At 49.9% G+C, this 18,577-nt stretch carries 15 protein-coding genes and 1 riboswitch; of the genes, 11 read left to right on the plus strand and 4 right to left on the minus strand.

Annotated elements, in window-relative coordinates:
• Positions 1–68: 68 nt before the first annotated feature.
• Positions 69–168: riboswitch (purine riboswitch) on the minus strand.
• Between the two features lie 95 nt (positions 169–263).
• The gene (locus tag AC58VC_RS28055; RefSeq protein WP_497373565.1) at positions 264–2,381 is read right to left on the minus strand and encodes a multicopper oxidase family protein; all 2,118 of its coding nucleotides are present in this window, start codon (positions 2,379–2,381) and stop codon (positions 264–266) included.
• A gap of 343 nt (positions 2,382–2,724) precedes the next feature.
• Here AC58VC_RS28055 and AC58VC_RS28060 point away from each other — a divergent pair, with 343 nt between their 5' ends.
• The 3 genes from AC58VC_RS28060 to AC58VC_RS28070 all read left to right on the plus strand — a co-directional run bounded on the left by AC58VC_RS28060 (position 2,725) and on the right by AC58VC_RS28070 (position 4,757).
• Entirely contained in the window at positions 2,725–2,925 is a 201-nt protein-coding gene (locus AC58VC_RS28060; RefSeq protein ID WP_079415431.1) for a cold-shock protein, read from the plus strand.
• A gap of 93 nt (positions 2,926–3,018) precedes the next feature.
• On the plus strand, positions 3,019–3,246 hold the full coding sequence (locus AC58VC_RS28065) for a cold-shock protein (protein WP_145665171.1): 228 nt from the start codon (positions 3,019–3,021) through the stop codon (positions 3,244–3,246).
• Between the two features lie 104 nt (positions 3,247–3,350).
• A complete protein-coding gene (locus AC58VC_RS28070; RefSeq protein ID WP_497373567.1) occupies positions 3,351–4,757 on the plus strand; it encodes a M23 family metallopeptidase in 1,407 nt (468 codons plus the stop codon).
• Positions 4,758–4,823: 66 nt separating this feature from the next.
• On the opposite strand, the gene AC58VC_RS28075 is transcribed toward AC58VC_RS28070, so the two are convergent.
• Complete coding sequence (locus tag AC58VC_RS28075) at positions 4,824–6,059, minus strand: ion channel (RefSeq protein ID WP_497373569.1); 1,236 nt, start codon at positions 6,057–6,059, stop codon at positions 4,824–4,826.
• Between AC58VC_RS28075 and AC58VC_RS28080 the strand changes: the two genes are divergently transcribed.
• Positions 5,943–8,258, plus strand: a complete 2,316-nt coding sequence (locus AC58VC_RS28080; protein ID WP_497373571.1) for an ATP-dependent DNA helicase — start codon at positions 5,943–5,945, stop codon at positions 8,256–8,258. The two genes, AC58VC_RS28075 and AC58VC_RS28080, sit on opposite strands and share 117 nt — an antisense overlap.
• A gap of 330 nt (positions 8,259–8,588) precedes the next feature.
• Here the strand turns inward: AC58VC_RS28080 and AC58VC_RS28085 are convergent, their stop codons facing one another.
• Positions 8,589–9,752, minus strand: a complete 1,164-nt coding sequence (locus AC58VC_RS28085) for an iron-containing alcohol dehydrogenase (protein ID WP_497373573.1) — start codon at positions 9,750–9,752, stop codon at positions 8,589–8,591.
• A gap of 212 nt (positions 9,753–9,964) precedes the next feature.
• Between AC58VC_RS28085 and AC58VC_RS28090 the strand changes: the two genes are divergently transcribed.
• The 3 genes from AC58VC_RS28090 to AC58VC_RS28100 all read left to right on the plus strand — a co-directional run bounded on the left by AC58VC_RS28090 (position 9,965) and on the right by AC58VC_RS28100 (position 13,406).
• Positions 9,965–10,996: a GGDEF domain-containing protein gene (locus tag AC58VC_RS28090; protein ID WP_497373575.1), complete on the plus strand. Its 1,032-nt coding sequence runs from the start codon at positions 9,965–9,967 to the stop codon at positions 10,994–10,996.
• Positions 10,997–11,031: 35 nt separating this feature from the next.
• Complete coding sequence (locus AC58VC_RS28095) at positions 11,032–11,427, plus strand: VOC family protein (protein WP_497373577.1); 396 nt, start codon at positions 11,032–11,034, stop codon at positions 11,425–11,427.
• A gap of 152 nt (positions 11,428–11,579) precedes the next feature.
• Positions 11,580–13,406: an ABC transporter ATP-binding protein gene (locus tag AC58VC_RS28100; protein ID WP_497373579.1), complete on the plus strand. Its 1,827-nt coding sequence runs from the start codon at positions 11,580–11,582 to the stop codon at positions 13,404–13,406.
• A gap of 74 nt (positions 13,407–13,480) precedes the next feature.
• Here AC58VC_RS28100 and AC58VC_RS28105 read toward each other — a convergent pair whose 3' ends face one another.
• Positions 13,481–14,104, minus strand: a complete 624-nt coding sequence (locus tag AC58VC_RS28105) for an FMN-binding negative transcriptional regulator (protein WP_497373581.1) — start codon at positions 14,102–14,104, stop codon at positions 13,481–13,483.
• Positions 14,105–14,272: 168 nt separating this feature from the next.
• Between AC58VC_RS28105 and AC58VC_RS28110 the strand changes: the two genes are divergently transcribed.
• From AC58VC_RS28110 to AC58VC_RS28125, 4 genes are all read left to right on the plus strand, one after another.
• Entirely contained in the window at positions 14,273–15,247 is a 975-nt protein-coding gene (locus AC58VC_RS28110; protein ID WP_497373583.1) for a Gfo/Idh/MocA family protein, read from the plus strand.
• Positions 15,248–15,451: 204 nt separating this feature from the next.
• Positions 15,452–16,501, plus strand: coding sequence for an ABC transporter substrate-binding protein (locus AC58VC_RS28115; protein WP_497373585.1), 1,050 nt, complete (start codon positions 15,452–15,454; stop codon positions 16,499–16,501).
• 110 nt (positions 16,502–16,611) lie between these two features.
• The gene (locus tag AC58VC_RS28120) at positions 16,612–17,526 is read left to right on the plus strand and encodes an ABC transporter permease (RefSeq protein ID WP_497373587.1); all 915 of its coding nucleotides are present in this window, start codon (positions 16,612–16,614) and stop codon (positions 17,524–17,526) included.
• A complete protein-coding gene (locus tag AC58VC_RS28125; RefSeq protein ID WP_497373589.1) occupies positions 17,526–18,320 on the plus strand; it encodes an ABC transporter ATP-binding protein in 795 nt (264 codons plus the stop codon). Before AC58VC_RS28120 ends, AC58VC_RS28125 begins: the two co-directional genes overlap by 1 nt.
• Positions 18,321–18,577: the final 257 nt, after the last annotated feature.

Here is an 18,577-nt window from a genome sequence, read left to right on the forward strand (position 1 = left end):
GCATAAACCTCCTACTTCTGTTTATTGTATGACGTCAGGAACACAAAAAAACTAGCCGCGAAAAATATGCAAATGCGCACATTCTTCGTAGCTAGAAATTTACGGTTTCTAAGTAGAGACCCTTAATCCGATTATTAAGGTTATACGAAAGAGAATATTCAGTTCGTGTTGTTCCTGCTTTCCTATAGCGTAAACGGATGAGGGCCATTTGTCAACGAAATGTTATGAATGCTAACATGAACCCTACATCCCCTCCCTCTTTTTTACTCGGGATGATTTTGCGTTCCGCGGCCCACGGAATAAGGGGTTGTCACGCCTTCGTACATAAGGTGCATCGACATGCCTGCGGCGGCATGCACGAGATTATGGCAGTGATCCATCCATAACCCCGGATTATTGGCTACAAAGGCAACTTCATACGTCTCTCCCGGCAGTACGTTCAGCGTATCCGACCACCAGGGGCTGCCGGTTGAGGGCTTGCCATTGCGCGACAAGACAAGCACGTGATGTCCATGCAAATGCATCGGGTGTTCGACATTCCCGCGATTAATGAACGTCGTTTTGACGATATCCCCTTCCTTCACCATGAACATCGGCGCATTCGGGAATACTTCTCCATTCAATGTATAGAGGAAATCAAAGTTGCGGTTATAAATGCCGAGTTTATTATCCAGAATTAAGGTGAACTCTCTGTCGAAGCGGCTGCTCGCATCAAAAGCGGTTACCGCTGGGCTTCCATAGGAGAGCGGATCGAAATCCACGGTCTGCGGAGTCTCAGGGACGTTGCCGCTGCCATCGGAAGACATGAGAATGCCTCCATTACGATTCTCTCCTACATTTAGATAGACTGGGCGCTCAGGCATAATGAATGTGATATCGTACCTTCCTCCCGTAGGCACAACTATGCGGGTATTGGTTAACACATCTGGCTTATTCAGATCAGTTCCATCAATGGCCGCCACCTCAAAATGTGTGCCAACGAGCGTGTAGTTTTGATTCACCCAATCGTCCGTGTTAATCAACCGCATTCGGACAGGCGTTCCTGGAGCGATCGTCACGCGTTCGAGTTGATCCGAGTCGCCAATCGCAATCGAAGCGTCTTTCCAGCGATGTGTCATCACGGTGATATCTTTTACCGGCTGCAAAGGTTCCGTTTTCGGCTCCACGATTAGCGCCCCGAAGAGTCCCATGCTGACGGCTTCGCGCGAGTCCTGATGGGAATGATACCAGAAGGTGCCGACCTGTTCAGCGCGGAAACGGTACGTATACGTTTCACCTGGCATGACCGCATTTTGCGTGGCACCGGCAACACCATCTTCGGCATTCGGCACATCAAGGCCATGCCAGTGAGCAGTAACGCCTTGCTCGATATCTTGGTTAATGAGCGTAACCTCGATCAACTCTCCCTCTTTCATGCGGAGCTCTGGACCAGGAATTTGCCCATTATACGTCCAAGCATCTACGGTTTTGCCTGAACGGAGCGTGACCGTTTTTTTCTGAGCGGTAAGTGTAAAATGACGATCCGGCGTCCCCTCGCGCGGACCTGTCAGGTCGGCGACAGAGATCATTTTGCCCGTATTGCCGTTCATTGCCGCCATCCCGCTTTGGTGATTATGCAGACTCATGTCTGCTGGCATCACACCGCCGTAATCATGCGTTCCGCTTGCCATATCGATTTCGGCAGGCAGTTCACTTTTGTCCATGGCATAGTTAAAGAGATAATACCCTGATGCCCCCAGCACTGCGAGTACACTGAGCATAACCAAGCTACGTTTCCAAAAGGCTGGGGCTGTATAAGTTTCCATCTTACTTACCTCCCCATAACGGATCTGGTGCCTCCACCAAAGTCCTGCCGTTGCCAGCACGAAGACAGCCAGTGGTATGGAAATATCGAGCCATTTGAACGGCACAGGCGGCACTAGTGCGAAATAAAAGGAAGTTAATGCGGCGAGTGCAGTCATTTGAAAAGGAATGATGAGGCCCGGAGCGGCTGCTCTCAAGTGTGCTGTCGAATCAACTGGCACTGTCTGCTCGGGCTCTCCTGGTACCTGCTTCGTGATGGAACGAAGCTTGAGCAGTTTAGGCACCGCTACGAACCAGATGGTTAGAAGCGGCAGAATGAGCAGCGGTGCTTGAATAAGCGCGTGGTCGATCCAAAAAGTTGTGAGCATAGTCTGCTGCATCCAGACGATAGCTCCTAGAATTGCGGCGGCTGGGATGATTGGGAACCATGCCCAGAACAAGAGCTTGCGCGTTTTACGGTGCATGCGTTCAATTGTGCGGCTATAGAGCAGTCGAGAAGCTTTAACGCTCCCGATCCAGGTGAATATCACGAATAGCAACGAGGCTAATAATATGGTTCCAATGCTTATGCTGTACAAAATGAAGACCCTCCTAAGTGTTTACGATACCTTCAGTATAGAGTCCCTGCTGTAAGCGGCAAACGGTCCAGGGACCAAGTGACTTCCTAGACTAAAGTTGGGGGCACTCTCCTCCTTAGTTGCCTGGATGGTCGGGGTAAGCGATTACATTTAGCATGTAAGAATTGGAAATAGTTTGCGTTTTCAAATGTGATGTGTTATTATAAATCCAATCGACAAAAAGAACCTGAATTCACATATTGTAAAGGGTTTCTCATTTTTGTTAGTGAACCTTATACAATGTGTGAATTTTTTTCTCTTTGAAGAATAAAAAACATGTTAATAATTTTTGGAGGTATTTCTCATGGCTACTGGTACAGTAAAATGGTTTAACGCAGAAAAAGGTTTCGGTTTCATCGAAGTTGAAGGCGGCAACGATGTATTCGTTCACTTCTCCGCAATCCAAGGCGACGGTTTCAAAACTTTGGACGAAGGCCAACAAGTTGAGTTCAGCGTTGTTCAAGGCAACCGCGGACCACAAGCAGAAAACGTTGTAAAACTGTAATATAATTTAAAAGACTGCCTTTACTTTGTAATGGCAGTCTTTTTCAATTTAGCTATTGAAGTTTACTTACGTAAAACGCTGAGGAGGTTCATCATGTATTCCAGAAAAAAGTCATTTGAAGAGATGCCTCTAGAAAATGTGACGATATGGTCTTGTGAACAAGAAGGCTGTAAAGGCTGGATGCGAGATAATTTTACATTCGATCACGTTCCGACTTGCCACTTGTGTCAGTCCACCATGGTTCGAAGCGTCAAGTTACTTCCTTTAGTTAATAACACAAGCAGTGATCAGAAAGCGCTCAAAAAAGGCGTTCAAATTTAATATAATGGAAACCCGGAGACCCTGCTGTCTTCGGGTTTTTTATGTTATTATGGACTCGTATTGGAAGAATTAGCCCATCGCAAGCGAGGGAGGAATAGAGGCAAGTGAAAACAAAAAAACGTCGGCAATGGCCGCTGTTGGTAGGCGCTTGTGTACTTGCGGCTTGTGTCGTCATCGTAGTAGGCAAATCACCATTTGGCCCCGTCTCTTCCTGGAACACCGCCGGGAAGGATACTCCCGCCGCCGCAACACCAGTGCCCACACCACCGCCTAGAGAGGCATTGGAGTTCCGTATGGTCGATCTAGACCACGGATGGGTGAAATACGCCGATGGGATCGCAGCGACCGAGGATGGCGGAGGCTTGTGGCTGCCCGCAGCTGGAGAAGTGGCTGCTGCGGAAACAGCAGTTGATGGTTCCCTGGCGGAGCTCTTAAGCTTAGAGGAAGCTGGGTCAACTAGCCCGCCTAGCCCTAGCCCGTTGACGGTGACATTAGGCGCGGCTACGTTTCCGGTGAAGCAAACGCAGTACCTGACACCGCGTATTGGTTGGGCACTGCCCGCGAGCAGCAAGGATGCGAAGAATCCGCTGCTGATAACCGCAGACGGCGGGCAGACTTGGGTGGATGGCATGACCGCAGAGGTCAAAGAGGCGATCCTCAAGGAGAAGAGCCACTTGCAGCAACTGGCGAAGGAGCAGGAGCTTTACGCAACGAAGGACGCAGCAAAAGGGATCATGAGCGCCAAATGGAAGCTCGTGCCAAGCAGCGCGGCACCTGGAGATGCGGTGCTTGTTCGTCATGATGAGCCAGGCACCATCACCTGGCTGAACAAAACCTACACGCTCCAGCCTTACGGAGCGGGATATTTCACGTATTTGCCGATTTCGATGAGTGCGAAGCCCGGCAAATACACGATCGGCGATCAGACGCTCACCGTCGTGCCGAAGAAGTTTGAGACGCAGTATCTCAAAGTCACGTCTGAGATGGAGAGCATGAAGCAGGATGCGGCGCGCATCAATGCCGATCAGAAGAAAATCGATCTGGCGCGAAGCAAGTCCGAGCCAGAGTTTCTGTTCAGCGGGCCATTCGTGAAGCCCATCGAGGGGATCTTGACGACGCCATATGGCTATACCCGTTATGTTAACGGGAAGTACGATAGCGCGCATATGGCGGTTGACCTGGCCGCGAAGGAGGGCACGCCGATCAAAGCGACCAATGATGGCATCGTGGCGCTGGCCGAGAGCCTGTATTTGACCGGCAATTCCATCTATCTCGATCATGGGATGGGGCTTTTTTCGCAGTACGCGCATCTCTCCGAGCTGCGAGTGAAAACAGGTGACCGGGTGAAACAAGGCGACATCATTGGGCTCGTCGGCACAACCGGGTTCTCGACGGGGCCGCATTTGCACTTTACATTTTGGGCGCATAATGTACAGGTCAATCCGGATTTATTTTGGAATACGACACCGTTTCGTTGGGTTCAGCCAGCTCAGGCTAAGCCTAAGGGTTGAACATAAGGATAAAGAAAAAGGACACCATTCTTCTGCGCTAAGCGAGAGGTTGGTGTCCTATTTGTATTATTTTAGCTTAGAAAGGCGGTCGTAGGTTTCCGCGTCACAGATGACGAAGAGCTGCGCATCCTCGGGAATGAGTTGGTCTAACTTCTGGTTAATATTCAGTTGATCCCGATCGGAGATCAGTGTCGCCCCCTCAAGGAGCAGGTGCTCAAACGCGTCGCGGTACGTGCGCCAAGAGCTCCTTTTACCAAGCACTTGAAGGCTGCTGCTGGACTGTCTGGTCAAGAGCTGCGACACAATCCGTGACGATCCGGGTGAAAAAGCCGAACGAACGGCAAGCTGCGAAATGGTCTCGGAGCCGAGGATAAATTCATTCACGTTGACATGCTTGAAGTTTTGCATATTTTCACTGTTTTTGATTTCGACGATGGAATGGACGTTGCGGTAGTTGCGCTCGATGGTTGTGGCGACTAGCAGTGTTTTGCCATCAACAAAAGAGGGGTCACGCAGCATAGCCTGGTCCTCTGTGATCTCGTTGGCGAAGATGAAGACGGAGCGGGCTTTATCCATATTGGCCATTTCCAAAGTTTCCATATGTGTAGGATTGCCTCTAATATAATGGACTCTATTATGTACGATCGGTGTTTTCTCGAGGGTATCGATGAGTACGACCTCTGTTGATGTATCCGTGTTCAAAATTTCTTGGATCGCCAGCTCGGCATTTTTGCTCCAATCAATGATTACGAAATGCTGTTCGCCTTGATATCTCAATTTGCCCTCTTCCTTTCGCTGTCTGTATACGAATAATGAATCAACGACTTTGCTGATCGTGACGGAGATGAGGCCAATTCCGAAAATATATAGAAAAATGCCGAGGCATTTGCCAGCTACAGTTTTTGGCGCGTAGTCCCCATACCCCGTGGTGGTCACGGTTGTCATCACCCACCAAAGTCCGTTGAAGACGCTGCCGAAGGTTTCTTTTTCCAACATATAAGCGCTGATGGCAGATAGAAGGATAAACAGAAAGGCTAGACTATAGATGAACTTGTTGTTCATTCGCAGCAGTTTAAGGAAGATTTTACTGAAATAGAACATGGGGGCTCCTTTCCTGAAAAAGTAGATATTGGTCCGTCTGCATGCTACAATAAAGAACAAATGTTCTAGAACGGAGAAGGACGAATGGCTGAAACGATCAACATTTCCGTGCGCTCTCTGGTGGAATATGTGTTTCGCAGAGGGAGTATTGAGTCCGGCTTTCGGACAAGCGCTGCGCTGGTTGAAGGCACGAAGGCACATCAAAAACTGCAGAAGCAATACGGTGAACTGGATCAGCATGAAGTGTATGTTTCCGCTGAGATTGCCTGCCGGGAGCTCCTATTCGTCATTGACGGGCGGTGCGACGGTCTCCTTCAAGATGCGGACGGCGGCCTTGTGACAGTGGATGAGATCAAGTCTACCTCCTCGGATATTAGCGAGATCGAAGAGGATTCGTACCCCGTGCATTGGGCGCAAGCAATGTGCTATGCCTATATGGTAGCCAAAGATCGCGAGCTTCATCATATGCGCGTTCAACTTACTTATATGCAGGTGGAGACGGAAGATACGCGCCGATTCGTGAAGGAAGTTTCATTCAGCGAGCTGGAGCAGCTCGTACATGACGTGGTGGAGCGGTATTACCCCTATGCACAGGCCATATATGAGCATGAGCAGCTCAGGGACCGTAGTATCAAGGAGCTAAAATTCCCGTTTCCAGCGTATCGTGAGGGACAACGCAAACTGGCCGGAGCTGTGTACAAATCGATCAGCGAAGGACGCAAGCTGTTCGCCAAAGCGCCGACCGGCATCGGGAAGACAATGTCGACCTTGTTTCCGTCTGTGAAAGCGATTGGTGAAGGGCTGCTGCAGCGGATTTTTTATTTGACGGCGAAGACAATTACACGTACAGCGGCAGAGGAAGCGTATGGACTGCTGCAAACACAAGGACTTCAGTTCCATGTTGTGACCATCACGGCGAAGGAGAAGGTGTGCCTGAAGGACGAAGTTCGCTGCACCAAAGAGCATTGCGAATTCGCCGATGGTTATTACGACCGCATTAACGATGCTGTGCTCGATCTTCTTAAATCAGAGACGATCATGACGCGCACGGTGATTGAAGCGTATGCACAGAAGCATCGGGTCTGTCCCTTTGAGTTTTCCCTAGATGTCGCTTATGCCGCAGACGCGGTCATTTGTGATTACAACTATATTTTTGACCCTCGCGTCAATTTAAAAAGGCTATTCGAGGAGCAAAGGCGGCACTCGACTTTACTCGTGGATGAAGCGCACAATTTGATTGACCGGGCGCGGGAGATGTACAGCAGCACACTCTCCAAATCCGGGTTTCTAGCGCTGCAGCGGGAGTTTAAAGGCGTTCGCGCTGATCTGCACGATGCAGCGAAGGCCATCAACCAATATTTCATTACGCTGCGCAAAAGAATCGGAGACCGCCCGATGCTCGTGGAACCGGAGCTGCCGGAAGCGCTCCTAGCACTGCTCGATGGCTTCCTGGCAGGCGCTGAGAAGGAACTAGCTGCAAGCGGGGGGAGCCCCGCGAGCCCACTGCTGCTGGAGACTTACTTCGAAGCCCACAATTTCGTCCGTATTGCCAAGCTGTACGACGAACGTTATATGACGTTGTTCACATCTGATCGTGGCGAAGTCAGCGTGAAGCTCTTCTGCCTGGATCCTTCCCATCTGCTCCGGCAGATGGGGAAAGGCTATCGCTCGCATGTATTCTTCTCGGCGACACTTTCCCCGCTGTCCTTTTTCATGGACACGCTGGGAGCGGGCGAGGAGGACTACTCCGTGAGCGTGCCTTCGCCTTTTGCCAAGGAACAGCTGGAGGTTTTCGTCCAGCCGCTGTCGACCCGCTATCAGGACCGCGAGCGAAGCCGGGAGGCGATTGCCCGCTCGATTCATCACATGGTGACCCGTCGTTCGGGTAACCATTTGGTTTTTTTTCCATCGTATGCGTACATGAACAGCGTCTATGAAGCTTTCACAGATCTTGTAGGTGAGCAGGGAGAACATAGCCTGCTCCATGTTCTGGTTCAGACGGTTCAGATGCCGGAAGAGGAGCGCGAGCAGTACTTGGCCGAGTTTCAGGCAGGCCGGATTGGGACACTAGTTGGCTTCGCTGTGATGGGCGGCATCTTCTCGGAGGGCATCGATTTGGTCGGCGAACGGTTGACCGGTGTGGCCGTTGTTGGTGTAGGGCTTCCACAGCTCGGACCTGAACGCAATCTGATCAAGGCTTACCTTGAGGAAACGGGCAAAAACGGTTACGAATATGCCTACGTCTTCCCGGGCATGAACAAGGTGCAGCAGGCTGGCGGCCGGCTGATTCGCTCCGAAACGGATCGTGGTGTGCTGCTGCTGATTGATGACCGATACTTGCAGCCGCTTTATCAGCGTTTGCTGCCGGAGGAGTGGCGGGATTATACGGTGCTGCGTTAGCCAACGGCTCGAAGCGTGAGGCAACTTGGAGCATGAAGCGACTTAAGAGGCTACGCGAGGGGAACTACGGTCCCCTATTTGGTCCTAAAATCACCATATCACAGATTCGGGGGAACTATAATCCCCTATTTCCACGATTTAGGCGGAAAGTTGGTTGTGAGGGGACAAATAAGACCCTGTAGTTTCCTATCGACGCTGATATTTGCGGATTCGGCATAAATAGCGGCCTATAGTTCCCCTTTGCAGGCAGAATGGGTGGGCTGGCGGCTTGATCATAACAAAAAAAGGCTACCCTCAAGCAAATGAATCTGCTCAAGGATAGCCTTTTTGTTATAGTGACATGCGGTAAATGTTAACGACATCCTCGCGCGTTAACTTCTTGAAGTTCCCGAAATCGCCGTACACCATGGCTTTATCAGCCATCAGCTCGATCGTGGAATCGTCGATATCGTAATCCGCGAGGCGGCTTGGCGCGCCGATGGAGTTCAAGAACCCGCGAAGCTCCGCGATACCTTCTTCGGCTACTTGACGGTCCGATTTGCCTGCGGTTGTTACGCCAAATACGCGCTGCGCGAACTGTTTGTACCGCGCTACATTGGCATCTAGCGTGTAGGTCATCCAGTTCGGGAATAGAATCGCAAGGCCTCCGCCGTGCGGGATATCATGGACGGCTGACACCGCATGCTCCAGGTTATGCGTCGCCCAATCGCCGCGAAGTCCCATGCTGAGCGTACCGTTCAGCGCCATGGTACCGCTGTAAAGAATCGTCGCACGGTTCTCCAGATCCGTGAGATCCTGCAATAAGCGAGGCGCCGTATCGATCACGGTGCGAAGAATCGTTTCACAAAAGCCATCTTGGATAAGTGTGTTATCAACATGATGGAAATATTGCTCGAATACGTGTGACATGATATCGACCATACCGTATACGGTTTGATTTTCAGGTAAGGAAGCTGTGTGAGCGGGATCGAGAATTGAAAATTTAGGGAAGGAGAACGGGCTGCCCCAGCCGAGCTTTTCTTTGGTATCCCAATTCGTAATAACGGAACCGGAGTTCATTTCCGAGCCTGTTGCGGCAATCGTAAGCACAGTGCCCAGTGGCAACGCGCCAGTTGCGGATGCTTTACGTGTAACGATATCCCAGAAATCGCCTTCATACTTGGCGCCGACGGCAATCGCCTTGGCACAGTCAATTACGCTGCCTCCGCCTACGGCGAGGATCAAGTCGATGTTCTGCGTTCGGCACATTTCAACACCGCGGTGAACCGTTGAGAGTCTTGGGTTGGGTTCAACACCGCTCAGCTCGAAAATCGAAGCATCTATGTTCTTCAGCAGGTGAATAACTTTGGTATAGATGCCGTTCAGTTTAATGCTTCCGCCGCCATACACGAGCAGCACATTTTTACCGTATTTGGGTACCTCTGCAGTTAATTTCTCGAGTGTTCCCTCTCCGAAATGCAGCGTGGTTGGATTATAGTAAGTAAACGTATTCATCGAATTCCCTCCTCCAAATCATCTATATCAAGTCTTACCCTTATATTGTATAGAAAGAAACAGCAAAAAACAAAATTAGTAGGAACGAAGGTACAGCGCCAGTTCCAGCACAAAGAAAGGCATCACCCTAGGATGCAAGAAGAAGGAGATCATAGGTCCATTCTAGAAATTCTGAGGTGTAGGATTCCATTTTCAGGGAAGTGATTGCCAGCATGTTTAAAACCCGAAGATCCGACCATATTTTGGAGATCGCTTATAGTTGTGTTCGTTGGTTTTTTGTGCCGACGGGAACGATTTTATTCCTGAAATATTACCACCATACGACGTGGGATCTGATCCTATTTTGCACACTATTCGTCGTGTCGGTTCTATACATGGGGTTTACGGAGTATGTTCTGCATCGCAGCCCGATTGATTCCATGCTTTATCGGTACGTTACGAGACTTGGCGTATTCATGGATTACATGGCTTTTCTTTTGATCATTTCGCTGACCGGAGGCACGCACAGTCCGCTCTATCCGATTGCTTATCTCATTATTTTGCACGCTTCACTCTACTGGAGCTTTACAGGCGCTATGGTTGCTACGAACATGATGATTATCGGCTATCTCGGCGTGGTATTCCTGGTGGATGGCGGTTTCATAGATGAGGATTTGCCGCGGCATTTGTTTAATTTTGCTTTTCTCATCATGATCGGTGTGATTGGCGGTATTATTGTTGCACGGGAGCGTAAGCATTTTGTGGAGAAGGGGATATTCGAGAATTTAGCTAAAAAGGACTATCTAACGGGGCTCTACAATCATCGCAGTTTTCAAGAGCAAATTAGGGAAACGATTACAAATAGGCGGTATTTCACCCTCATTATGGGGGATATTGATTATTTCAAAAAAATTAATGACCGATATGGGCATCAAGTCGGGGATTCTGTGCTGCGGGCGATCGGGAGTTTATTTGACTCCCTTATTCCTAGTACCCAAGGTCGTGCTTTTCGCTATGGTGGCGAGGAGTTTGCCATTATTCTGTTTACGGATGACCGGCACATAGCGGGTGAATGGATGGATCAATTCAAGGACAAGCTGAAAGCGCTGGAGTTCGGTTCGGACGAGGAGAGGTTCCATGTGACGATGAGTTTTGGAGCGACGATCCGCGTGAGGGACCAAAGGACGGCGGAGCTGGTGGCAGCCGCGGATACGCTTTTGTATACAGCTAAGGAGCAGGGCAGAGACCGTTTAGTGTGGGGTTAGGTTGCAACCAACCCGGGTGAATAGGAGGAATGATTATGGCAACGTTAACACCGTATTTTTATAGCAGAAATGCAAGAGAGCAGTCGGATTTTTATGTAAAAGCGCTTGGTGGTGAGATCGTCAGCTTGCGTACATTCGCAGATATGCCGGGGGCTGATGAATCCATGAAGGATCGTGTGCTTCATTTGGAGCTGCATGCGCTTGGCCTACGCTTTTTCATGGCGGATGCTGGTTCGGAATCAGTGGATAGGGGCAATGGGATGGATTTGACGTTGGATTTTAAAGGTGAAGATGAAGCGAGAGGTGTTTTCGATGCGTTATCGCAGGGTGGCACCGTGATAATGCCTTTTGAACGCATGTTTTGGGGCACAATGTTCGGTCGGCTCGAAGATCCGTTCGGCGTGATTTGGCAGATTTCAACAGAAGCATAGTGAGAATGAGCCTCCTCTACGTCCACGGACCGATTCGTTCCTGTTTATATTCCGTTTAAAATACAGGTGTATGATTCTTTTAGCAAAGAAATACTGTAGAGAATCATTCACATGACGGATGTATATTCGATCGGGTAAAGGAGTAGAGATACATGGCAATTACTAGGAAAGAAGCGCCTAAAAGCGCGAGCAATTGGCGGGGATTCATCCGCTTGATCATGCAGGCGAATCCGCCGAAGCTTCTTCTAGGCATAGCATTGGGATTAAGCATTATTTCCACATTGGCAGGGCTAGTCATACCGTTATTTACGAAAAATGTAGTCGACAGCTTTTCCATCAGCAACTTGAACTGGATGCAGATTAGCGGCATGGCGATCGCTTTTGTCGGCTCAGCTGTTGCCTCGGGCGTCTCCGTTTATTTATTGAATCACGCAGGACAGAGCGTTGTGGCCGGTATTCGTGAGCGACTATGGAAGAAGCTGCTCGTGCTGCCAGTTCGCTATTACGATAACAATCAGACAGGCGATACGATTTCCCGGATGACCAATGATACAGCTGTGATTAAAGGGTTAATCGCCGAGCATATGTCAGGGTTCGTGACAGGTATTATTTCAATTGTTGGTTCTATTGCGGTGCTCTTGTTTATGGATTGGAAAATGACGCTCATTATGTTCAGCGTATTCCCGATAGCTTTCCTCATCCTATTTCCGCTGGGCCGGCAAATGTTCAAAATCTCCAAGGGCATGCAAGCTGAGACAGCAAGTTTCACTTCTGTGCTCAATCGTGTCCTCTCCGAGATCCGCTTGGTGAAAGCGGCCAATGCAGAACCCGTGGAGTATCAGGAAGGCAGCTCGGGGATTCAAAGGCTTTTTAAATTCGGGCTGCGTGAAGGTAAGATTCAAGCATTAATGGCGCCACTTGTTACATTTGTTATGCTGATGCTGTTTGTTGTCCTCTTCGGTTACGGCGGTATGCGGGTAGCCTCAGGTGCGATATCCGCGGGCCAATTAGTGGCATTCATGCTTTATTTATTCCAAATTGTTATGCCGATTACGCAAATCACACAGTTTTTCAATCAGTCGCAAAAAGCGATGGGCGCAACCGATACAATCCTCAAAGTGCTCGATTATGAAGAAGAGGATCCGCATGCAGGAGTTCCTGTAGTGAATGCTTCCCAGTCGATTCGTTTCGATCAAGTGACCTATGGCTACAAAGAAGGAGAATCCGTACTGAAAAACGTCAGCTTCACGATGGAAGCTGGCAAAGTGACGGCGATCGTAGGACCGAGCGGAAGCGGGAAGACGACAACGTTCTCCCTGCTCGAGAGATTTTATACGCCGCAGAAGGGTTCTATTACCTTAGGGGCCGATCCTATTGATCAGTTCTCGCTTATTTCCTGGCGCAGCCAGATCGGGTATGTTTCACAGGAGAGTCCGCTGATTGCAGGCACGATCCGGGATAATATTTGTTATGGCTTGCAGCGTGAGGTGACGCAGGAGGAGCTGAAGCGGGCTTCGCAGATGGCTTATGCGGATATGTTTATTGAGGAGCTGCCGCAGAAGTATGAGACGGAAGTCGGCGAACGCGGCATCAAGCTGTCTGGCGGACAGCGGCAGCGAATTGCAATTGCGCGAGCTCTGCTGCGGGATCCGAAGATCTTGATGCTGGACGAAGCAACATCCAGTCTGGACAGCAAGTCCGAGGTTGTTGTGCAGCAAGCGCTGCAGAACCTCATGCAGGGGAGGACGACGCTGGTCATTGCGCATCGTCTGTCAACGGTGGTGGATGCCGACCAGATTATCTTCCTGGATAAAGGTGTGGTGACAGGAAGCGGTACGCATCAGGAGCTGCTGGAATCGCATGAGATGTACCGCGAGTTTGCTACGCAGCAGCTCCAGCTGCAGGAACAGCTTTCCGCGGATTCGGGTTTGGTGCCGGAGGAGGCGCTGACTCCCGCGGAGGCTCCATCACATAGGTGACATACAGGGTAACCTGCTGTGTATGCGGAGATATCAAAAAGGGTTGGACAGATGACATCTGTCCAACCCTTTTCCTATGCCTGGCGACGAAGTTCAAGGTTTTCTTTCATCAGGGCAGCGATATTTCGCTCATTTTCCCTATTTAGAGCCTCTAACCTCTGGATAACGAGCTCTTGACGCTGAACGGGATGATTTTGGCTTAATTTAGCCTTGCCTTCCATGTCCGTTATGTGGATTTTGAAGCCTTGAATGCCTTTGCTTAATCCGGCCAGGTAGGCGGAATCTACGGCTCCCAAATCATAGGGGCTATCAGGCTCCTCATATTTGGCAATCAAGCTCTGCATGGAGGACATCACCTCATGCTCATCGTCGATGAGCTCGGCTTGCCCGTATACATGAACAGCCACGTAATTCCACGTGGGAACGGAATCGTTAGTTTCGTACCAGGAGGGCGAGATATAGCTGTGAGGCCCCTGAAAAATAACCAAAACCTCCTGCTGCTCAAGATCCCTCCATTGCGGATTCGGACGCGCGACATGTCCATACAAGCATTTATTGTTGCGATCGAGCGTAAGCGGCAAGTGGGTAGCGATAGGACGATTTTCATGCTGAGAAATCAGTGTCGCAAAGCCATTTTGCTCGATAATAGCGTACATGAGGTCGTCATCTTTTATTTTAAAATGGGAAGGGATGTACATGTTTGCTTCTCACCTGCTTTATAGGTTTTAACGACATTATAACAATGGAGATGGTCTATACACAGTGCCAATTTTGATGGGAAATGGTGTGCCACTTGTAAAGGAGGAAAAGCACGGTTGTCGAATAAGTAAAGTAGAATTCAAACGATAATCTGGAGGGGTGCTTTTATGGATAAAGTACGGTGGGGAATTATTGGTTGTGGGGATGTAACCGAAGTTAAAAGCGGACCGGCCCTTCAAAAGGTGGCAGGCTCTGAATTGGTTGCTGTCATGCGGCGTAATGGCTCATTGGCGGAAGATTACGCGAGAAGACACGGCGTGGCCAAATGGTACGATGATGCGAATGCGCTTATTCATGATCCGGATGTCAATGCCATTTATGTGGCGACGCCCCCTGGTTTTCATCATGAATATACGTTGATGGCGGCTAAGGCAGGAAAGCCTGTTTATGTGGAGAAGCCAATGGCCAGGAATCACGGGGAGTGTCTGGAGATGATCGCCGCGTGCGAAGAAGCTGGGGTGCCGCTATTCGTTGCCTATTATCGCCGGGGGTTACCAAAGTTTGTTCAGATTAAGGAACTACTGGACAGCGGAGCTCTGGGGGAAATCCGGTTCGTACAAACGACTTTTTTGCAAATGCTCAGAGAGGAACAGAGTCAGGATCTTCCGTGGCGCTTGCAACCCGAACTTTCAGGAGGCGGACTTTTCGTAGATTTGGCTAGTCATACGCTGGACATTCTGGACTATTTGCTGGGGCCAATCGGCGAGGTCAAAGGCTTTGCTCGCAATCAGAGTGGACAGCTTCAAGTCGAGGATATGGTGACAACAGCCTATGCGTTTGAGTCAGGCGTGATGGGGACGGGAATTTGGAGCTTTAACAGCTTCAAACGCAGTGATGTGAACGAGATTGTCGGAAGTCTCGGCAAAGTAACGTTTTCAACATTTGGCGGGGATCTTCGCTTGGAGACGGCGGACGGTCAGGTACAGGAATATACGATTCCGAATCCGGCGCATGTTCAGCAACCTCTGATCGGGATGGTTGTGGATGAGCTTAGAGGTGTGGGCAAAAGTCCTAGTACAGGCCGCACGGCTGCACGGACAAATCGGGTGATGGATGAGATGCTTCGCGGCTTTTACCAGTAGAATGAAAAGTGATCGCCTCCATATATTAGCAGAATTGATAAAACGATTGACGGAAACACGCGAGCCAATTAAACTATGGTAAATTAGAATCACAGCTTGGATACCAAACAGCGCCTCCACACTTTGCTGAGCAAAAGCGTTAAAGTGATGAGTGGGCAATGGGTTCAAGTCAACCAAAAGGGAATAAAGAGAGGGGTAATTAGATTGAAAAAGAAAGCACTTGCATCACTCGTATTATCAGCAGCTCTTATGGTCGTAGCCGGTTGTGGTCAAAAGGCAGAAACAACGCCTGCGGCAGGCGGCGCATCAACAGCTCCAGCAGCAACGGCAGCTGCGGCAAAGACATACAAAATCGCGATTTCCCAAATCGTGGAACATCCTTCTTTGGATGCAACTCGTCAGGGCTTTTTGGCAGCGCTTAAAGACGCTGGGATCGTAGAAGGCACGAACCTGAAGCTTGACTACAACAATGCGCAAGGGGATCAAACGAACAATTTATCCATCGCGCAAAAAATTGCTTCCTCCGACAGTGACCTAGTACTAGGTATTGCAACACCATCCGCTCAAGCCGTCGTACAACAAGTGAAGAAAGCACCTGTCTTGTTCGCAGCAGTAACGGACCCGCTTGCGGCTAAAATCGTAACGAATGTAGATAAACCGGGCGGTACTGTTTCCGGAGCATCAGACACAAACCCAATGGCGGTCGCTCAATTGATGGATTTCGTTGCAGCTAACATGCCTAAAGTGAAAACGGTCGGCCTTGTTATCAACGAAGGTGAGCCAAACGCGGTTATTATGGCGAAAAATGCAGAGCAAGCATTGGCGAAAAATAACATCAAGCTTGTTAAGGCGCCAGTAACGAATACATCTGAAGTGAAGCAAGCTGCACAATCCCTTGTTGGACGCGCAGACGCTTTCTTGATTACACTTGACAACACCGTTGTTAGCGGTGTAGACGGCATCATTCAAATTGCTAATGAAAAGCACATTCCGTTCTTCTCCAGTGACCGCGACACCGTGGAAAAAGGAGCATTTGCAACGGTTGGCTTCAAATACTACGATCATGGTTATCAAGTTGGTCAAATGGCTGTTGATATTTTGAAAAACGGGAAAAAACCAGCGGACATGAAAGTAACGGTTCCTGATAAGCTGGATCTGATCTTGAACCTGAAAGCAGCTAAGGCGCAAGGCGTTGAAGTGACGGATGCAATGAAAAATGCTGTGAAAGATAAAGAGAAAAACATCATTCAGTAAAGTTTGGGGATACAAAAGGGGTGGACGTCACTTTCGTTCACCTCTTTTTTTCTCCCGTCTGACCTGAGGGATGGGTATTGTTTATTTTTAAACTAGGAGGTTGTTACAACATGATGGATTCCATGAACGGTGCTGTCGAGCTGGGGCTTCTCTATGCCCTGATGGCACTTGGTGTCTATATCACTTTTCGGATACTCGATTTCCCTGACTTGACGGTGGACGGGAGTTTTACGACGGGCGGAGCGATTGCGGCTATTATGATTTCGCATGGCTACTCGCCAGTGCTCGCTTGTTTGGCTGCTTTTACAGGGGGACTAGCTGCGGGGGCTTGTACGGGATTGCTTCACACGAAGGGGAAAATTAACGGGCTTTTGTCTGGTATCTTGATGATGATTGCCTTGTATTCGATTAATATGCGGATTATGGGAAGACCGAACATTTCGCTGCTTGGTGCGGATACCATGTTCACGTCCATATCTCCGATTGCAGTAGGATTCATTGTCGTGATTTTGTTTAAACTGCTGCTAGACGGGTTTCTGCATACGGATCTGGGGCTGTCGCTACGTGCAACGGGGGATAACGCCCGCATGATTCGCAGCTTTGGATCAAATACAGATAATACCACAATCCTAGGTGTCAGCTTATCGAATGGATTAGTAGCGCTTTCCGGTGCGATGATTGCTCAGCAGTCAGGGTTTGCCGATATATCAATGGGAATCGGGATGATTGTCATTGGTTTGGCTTCCGTCATTATCGGAGAAGCGATCTTTGGTTCCCAGAGTGTGTTCCGAGCGACACTTGCGGCTGTTCTTGGCTCTATTGTGTATCGCATCGTGGTGGCTTTGGCGCTGCGCGTTGAGTGGCTCAATGCCTCTGACTTGAAACTGATTACAGCGATTATCGTTATCATCGCGCTTGTGCTGCCATCCGTGCAGCGGTCTATTCGGCAAAAGGCAACGGCCAAACGCCGCTCTGCTGAGCTTATCGCCCGTGCTGTGCAAATGAATAAGGGAGGTGGCCGCTGATGCTTAAGCTCTCGAATGTTTCCAAACTGTTTAACCCTGGTTCAGCCGATGAGAAAATTGCGCTGATCGGCATTAACTTAACCCTGAAGCCCGGCGACTTCGTCACGGTCATTGGCAGTAACGGCGCCGGCAAATCTACGTTGATGAACATCATCTCCGGCGTGATGACGCCCGATGCCGGCGAAGTGTCGATCAGTGGTGAGACGATCCACCACCTGCCTGAATACGAGCGCAGCCGCTGGATCGGCCGCGTCTTTCAAGATCCCATGGCGGGGACCGCTCCTCGAATGACCATCGAGGAGAATCTCGCCATGGCGTACACCCGCGGCAAGAAGCGCGGGCTTAGCTTCGGCACCAACGCGCGTAGACGCGCGTTGTTCCTGGAGCAGCTGCAGCGCCTGGGCATCGGCCTGGAGGGCCGTCTGCGCGCGAAGGTGGGCCTGCTCTCCGGCGGAGAGCGTCAAGCCCTCAGCTTGCTGATGGCGACCTTCACCCAACCGCAGATTCTGCTGCTGGATGAGCATACCGCCGCGCTCGATCCTGCGCGGGCGGAGCTAATCACACGATTGACCGAGGAAATCGTGCGCGAAATGAAGCTGACCACGCTCATGGTCACGCATAACATGGAGCAGGCGATTCGTCTAGGCAATCGCCTGATCATGATGGATAAGGGCCGCATCATCCTCGATGTGAGCGAGGAGCGGAAAAAGGACCTCACCGTGGAGCAACTGCTCGGTGAGTTCGAGAACATCAGCGGCAGCAAGCTGTCGGATGACCGCGTGGTTTTGGGTTAATAAGAAGAAGCCTTCCGTGCAAGGAGTTATCCTTGGCTGAAGGCTTTTTTGTTTGAGTAGAGCGGCTATTGCGAGAGAAGCTGCTTTAAGTGGCAAGAGCTGGAGGTAGCTACTCCAAGTGACAAAGATGCAGCAAGAATGCTTGTTAGCGAGAATGGTGCGGGATGAGGAAGTTAAACAAGTTAAAGTGAATCGGTGCTATTCCACCTATGTAGAATTAGCTACTCCAAAAGTGAAGGTTGCTCGTTCTCGTGGAT

This window comes from Paenibacillus sp. J22R67, from assembly GCF_059692175.1.

What these genes read in the sequence shown, in the direction of transcription:
- AC58VC_RS28060 (WP_079415431.1), top strand. Translation starts at nt 2,725, where the DNA reads ATGGCTACTGGTACAGTAAAATGGTTTAACGCAGAAAAAGGTTTCGGT.
- AC58VC_RS28065 (WP_145665171.1), top strand. Translation starts at nt 3,019, where the DNA reads ATGTATTCCAGAAAAAAGTCATTTGAAGAGATGCCTCTAGAAAATGTG.
- AC58VC_RS28080 (WP_497373571.1), top strand. Translation starts at nt 5,943, where the DNA reads ATGGCTGAAACGATCAACATTTCCGTGCGCTCTCTGGTGGAATATGTG.
- AC58VC_RS28075 (WP_497373569.1), bottom strand. Translation starts at nt 6,059, where the DNA reads ATGTGCCTTCGTGCCTTCAACCAGCGCAGCGCTTGTCCGAAAGCCGGA.
- AC58VC_RS28085 (WP_497373573.1), bottom strand. Translation starts at nt 9,752, where the DNA reads ATGAATACGTTTACTTACTATAATCCAACCACGCTGCATTTCGGAGAG.
- AC58VC_RS28090 (WP_497373575.1), top strand. Translation starts at nt 9,965, where the DNA reads ATGTTTAAAACCCGAAGATCCGACCATATTTTGGAGATCGCTTATAGT.
- AC58VC_RS28095 (WP_497373577.1), top strand. Translation starts at nt 11,032, where the DNA reads ATGGCAACGTTAACACCGTATTTTTATAGCAGAAATGCAAGAGAGCAG.
- AC58VC_RS28100 (WP_497373579.1), top strand. Translation starts at nt 11,580, where the DNA reads ATGGCAATTACTAGGAAAGAAGCGCCTAAAAGCGCGAGCAATTGGCGG.
- AC58VC_RS28105 (WP_497373581.1), bottom strand. Translation starts at nt 14,104, where the DNA reads ATGTACATCCCTTCCCATTTTAAAATAAAAGATGACGACCTCATGTAC.
- AC58VC_RS28110 (WP_497373583.1), top strand. Translation starts at nt 14,273, where the DNA reads ATGGATAAAGTACGGTGGGGAATTATTGGTTGTGGGGATGTAACCGAA.
- AC58VC_RS28120 (WP_497373587.1), top strand. Translation starts at nt 16,612, where the DNA reads ATGATGGATTCCATGAACGGTGCTGTCGAGCTGGGGCTTCTCTATGCC.
- AC58VC_RS28125 (WP_497373589.1), top strand. Translation starts at nt 17,526, where the DNA reads ATGCTTAAGCTCTCGAATGTTTCCAAACTGTTTAACCCTGGTTCAGCC.